The sequence below is a fragment of the Prosthecobacter sp. genome (assembly GCF_044373815.1).
Lineage (GTDB): Bacteria > Verrucomicrobiota > Verrucomicrobiia > Verrucomicrobiales > Verrucomicrobiaceae > Prosthecobacter.
Window position 1 is genome coordinate 1 of sequence record NZ_JBIPNG010000590.1, and the last position, 3,559, is coordinate 3,559.

4 protein-coding genes are annotated in these 3,559 nt (G+C 60.6%); 3 read left to right on the forward strand and 1 reads right to left on the reverse strand.

What is annotated here, in order from left to right:
- Positions 1-388: RlmF-related methyltransferase (locus ACIREA_RS28705; RefSeq protein WP_397385751.1), on the forward strand; the 388-nt coding region annotated here is incomplete at its 5' end.
- Positions 389-524: 136 nt separating this feature from the next.
- Positions 525-2,096, forward strand: a complete 1,572-nt coding sequence (locus tag ACIREA_RS28710) for a hypothetical protein (protein ID WP_397385752.1) — start codon at positions 525-527, stop codon at positions 2,094-2,096.
- 99 nt (positions 2,097-2,195) lie between these two features.
- On the opposite strand, the gene ACIREA_RS28715 is transcribed toward ACIREA_RS28710, so the two are convergent.
- Entirely contained in the window at positions 2,196-3,263 is a 1,068-nt protein-coding gene (locus tag ACIREA_RS28715) for a cytochrome-c peroxidase (protein ID WP_397385753.1), read from the reverse strand.
- On the opposite strand from ACIREA_RS28715, the gene ACIREA_RS28720 reads away from it, so the two are divergent.
- Positions 3,264-3,559, forward strand: a 296-nt coding sequence (locus ACIREA_RS28720; protein WP_397385754.1) for a hypothetical protein, incomplete at its 3' end; no start/stop codon positions are given.

Consider the following 3,559-nt stretch of genomic DNA (forward strand, 5'->3'; position numbering starts at 1 on the left):
GCCTGGCGAGCACTTTTACCTGACGCTGTGCAATCCGCCTTTTCACGGTTCGGCGGCTGAAGCGGCGGAGGGCACGCAAAGGAAGCTGAGGAATCTCGGTTGCAAGAAATCTGGGCTGAATTTTGGCGGCAAGGCGAACGAGCTTTGGTGCGAGGGCGGTGAGCTGGGATTCATTCGACGCATGATTGAAGAGAGCGCGGAGTTTGCAGCGCAATGCGGATGGTTCACGACGCTGGTGTCCAAGAGCGAGCATCTGCCGCGACTTGAGCAGGCGCTGCGGCGGGTGAAGGCTGCCGAGGTGAAGATCATCGACATGGCGCAGGGGCAGAAGAAGAGCCGCATTCTCGCGTGGAGGTTTGGCGGTGCGGAGGTCAGGCATCTTGCCTGACGATGGACTGGGGCGTCTCGCCTGAGTCCAGAATCAACGTTCGGGACGCCTCGATCCGTTGACAGGCTGGAAGCCTATCCTCCATCATGAGTGTCCTGCGCTAGATTGTCCCGGCTCGTTCGTATAGCCATCACTCATGAAATCATCGTTTACTTTCTGTTCGCTCCTCTTGCTGGCCTCGGCACTGCATGCTGAGGTAAAGCTGTCCAAGGTCTTCACGCCGCACATGGTGCTGCAACGTGGTATGGCGGTGCCGGTGTGGGGCACGGCGACTCCAGGAGAGAAGGTGACGGTGGCTTTTGCGGGGCAGAGCAAGACGGCTACTGCGGACGATAAAGGCGCGTGGAGCGTGAAGCTGGATGCGCTCAGGGCCAGCGCGGAGCCGCGCACGCTGACGATTGGCAGTCAGAAGATCGATGACGTGCTCGTGGGCGATGTGTGGGTCGGTTCCGGCCAGTCGAACATGGACATGGTGGTGGCCAGTTACATCAAAGATGACCCGGTGCTGGATGAAGCGGCGAAGCAGACCTATCCGCACCTGCGCCTGCTGCGCAAAGACGCGAGCGCCACCTGGGAGAAGGCCACGCCGGAGACGAATCCGAAGTTCAGCGCGCTGCTGTTTTCGTTTGGTTTTCCTTTGCAGAAGGAACTCGGGGTGCCGGTGGGGTTGATGGTGGGTGCTGTTGGTGGGACGCCTTCGGGCTTCTGGCTGAGCGAAGAGATGTATCGCAGCGACGCTGCGAGTGCTGCGGCGGTGAAGGCGTTTGCGCCCACCTACAAGTATGACGAACTTGTGGCCAAGTATGCCGTGGACAAGGCCAAGTTTGACGAGGAATTCGCCAAGTGGAAAGTCAGCGCGGATGCTGCCAAGAAGGAAGGCAAAGAGCCTGTCCGCCCACCGCGTGCACCTCAGCCTGTGGGCAAGGCGGGTGAGACGAACTTTGGCAAAGTGGGCCAGCTCTTTGAAGCTTTCATTCGTCCCTATGTGGGCTATGGTATCAAAGGCGTGCTGTGGGATCAGGGCGAGAGCCGCACGAACATCGTGGGTGTGGATCAGGTGACGCTCATGGGGGCTCTCATTGGTGGCTGGCGCAAGGCCTGGGGGCAGGGCGATTTCCCCTTTCTCTATGTGCAGAAGCCGAGCGGTGGTGGCTGTGCTTTTGACTATTCACAGCCGATGAACCGGCTCGCGGAGAAGTTTGCACCATTGCCGAAGACGATCCCGAACAACCCGGATGCCGAATACTCTCACGTCGCTTTCGAGCAGTTCATGAAATATCCGAACACGCACATGGTCATCAGCAGCGACCTCGGCAACGGCATTCATCCGCCGAACAAATCGGGCTACGGTGCGCGGGCTGTCCAGGTGGCGCTGGCGGTGGCGTATGACAAAGGCAATGAATACCTGGGGCCGCAGCTTGCCTCCCACGCGATGTCTGGCGGCAAGGTTACTCTGAAGTTCAAGCACAGCGGCAAGGGACTGGCCTTCAAGAATGGCGACAAGCTGCAGGGATTCGCCATTGCTGGTGCGGATAAGAAGTTCGTCTGGGCTGATGCCACCATCGAAGGCGATAGCGTGGTTGTTTCCAGCAAGGATGTGCCGCAGCCTGCCGCTGTGCGCTATGCATGGAGCAATGCGTTTCAGTGGGCGAACCTGTTCAATCAGGATGGACTGCCTGCGCAGCCGTTCAGGACGGATGCGTGGTGAATATGGAGGTCAGGCATCTTGCCTGACGGTGGACTGGGGCGTCTCGCCTGAGTCCGGAATCAAAGGCGGGACGCCTCGATCCGTTGACAGGCCGGAGGCCTATCCTCCGGGCTGGCTCGGCACGAGGTTGGGCACGGACTTGTCGTAGTCGTCGCTGTTGAGTGATTCGAGGAAGGCTTTGATGGGGGCATGGTCTTCGGGGAGCATGTTCATCTGGCGAAGCAGGGGATCGAGCGGGGGCAGGGTGGTATCACCGCCCTCGAATGTTTCGGCGGCTTGATCCATGAGGCGGTCGTAGAAGAGCAGGACTTCATCGAGCGAGGTGCTGCCGCCATGGTGCATGTAGGGAGCGGTGTGCTTCAGATTGCGCAGGGAGGGCGTGCGGAACTCGGTGCGGTTCGTGGCGGAGTCGGTGAGACCGATGGCGTGGAGTTTGTAGTCGGAGAGCATGGGGCCGTTGTGGCAGAGGGCGCATCCGGCTTTCTGGAATGCGGCCATGCCTTGCTGCTGCTCGGTGGTCATGGCGGATTTGTCGCCACGCATGAAGCGGTCGAAGGCGGAATCGGGTGTGATGAGCGTGCGTTCATACGCGGCGATGGCCTGCGTGACTTTCTCGGCGGTGATCTCGGTTTGAAAGAGCGTCACGTATTCGGGAATGCTTTTCAGGCGCTCGACCATGGCGGGAACGGCTTCGACTTCGCGGCATACATCACCGCGCATTTCCTCGCGCTGGCGGATGGGTGCCAGGGCCTGCGCTTCGAGACTGCGCATACGGTTGTCCCAAAACATGGGGGACTTGGCGGGATCAAAGGGCTTGCCGGATTCGATGCCGTTGAAGGCGGTGTTGAGGATGGTGGGCGTGTTGCGTGTCAGCGGCAGGAAGGGGGCGCCTTGGATGAGTTTGCGCGCTGGCCCGATGCCGCTGGCGTGCACGCCGAGCGGGGTCGGCCTGCCATCGGTCCAGCCGTGCTGCGGATGGTGGCAGGTGGCGCAGGAAACATCGCGTGTGGCGGAAAGGATGGGATCAAAGAACAGCAGTCGGCCGAGGGCGATCTTCGTGGGCGTGTCGCCGGGCAGCGCGGCCGATTTCGGCAGCGCTTCGATCTTCGTGTTGGGCTGCGGTTCAGCCGTCGCAGCCGCAAGGATCACGACAAGGGTGGAGAGCATGTGGAATCAACGCGCTTCGACCGCTCAGCGTTGCAGGACAAAGAGTCCTGGAGCGCGGACTTTAGTCCGCAGCAGGTCGCACACACGGAGAAGGATTTTAAGCGCGCTTCGCATGGCAAGCAGGGTGACGCTGGAGGTGTGAATGCGAAAGAGGAATGCGGAGCATGGGATGCTGGCGGAGTGCTGCGGACTCAAGTCCGCGCTCCGTTTGCTGCGCAGCTTTTACCGTGTTTCATCCAAGCGGCGATCGGCGTGGTGCAGAAATTCTTGCAAATCACGCTCTGCCTGCGGCGTGA

Coding starts and splice junctions, on each gene's coding strand:
- ACIREA_RS28710 (WP_397385752.1), top strand. CDS start 525: ATGAAATCATCGTTTACTTTCTGTTCGCTCCTCTTGCTGGCCTCGGCA.
- ACIREA_RS28715 (WP_397385753.1), bottom strand. CDS start 3,263: ATGCTCTCCACCCTTGTCGTGATCCTTGCGGCTGCGACGGCTGAACCG.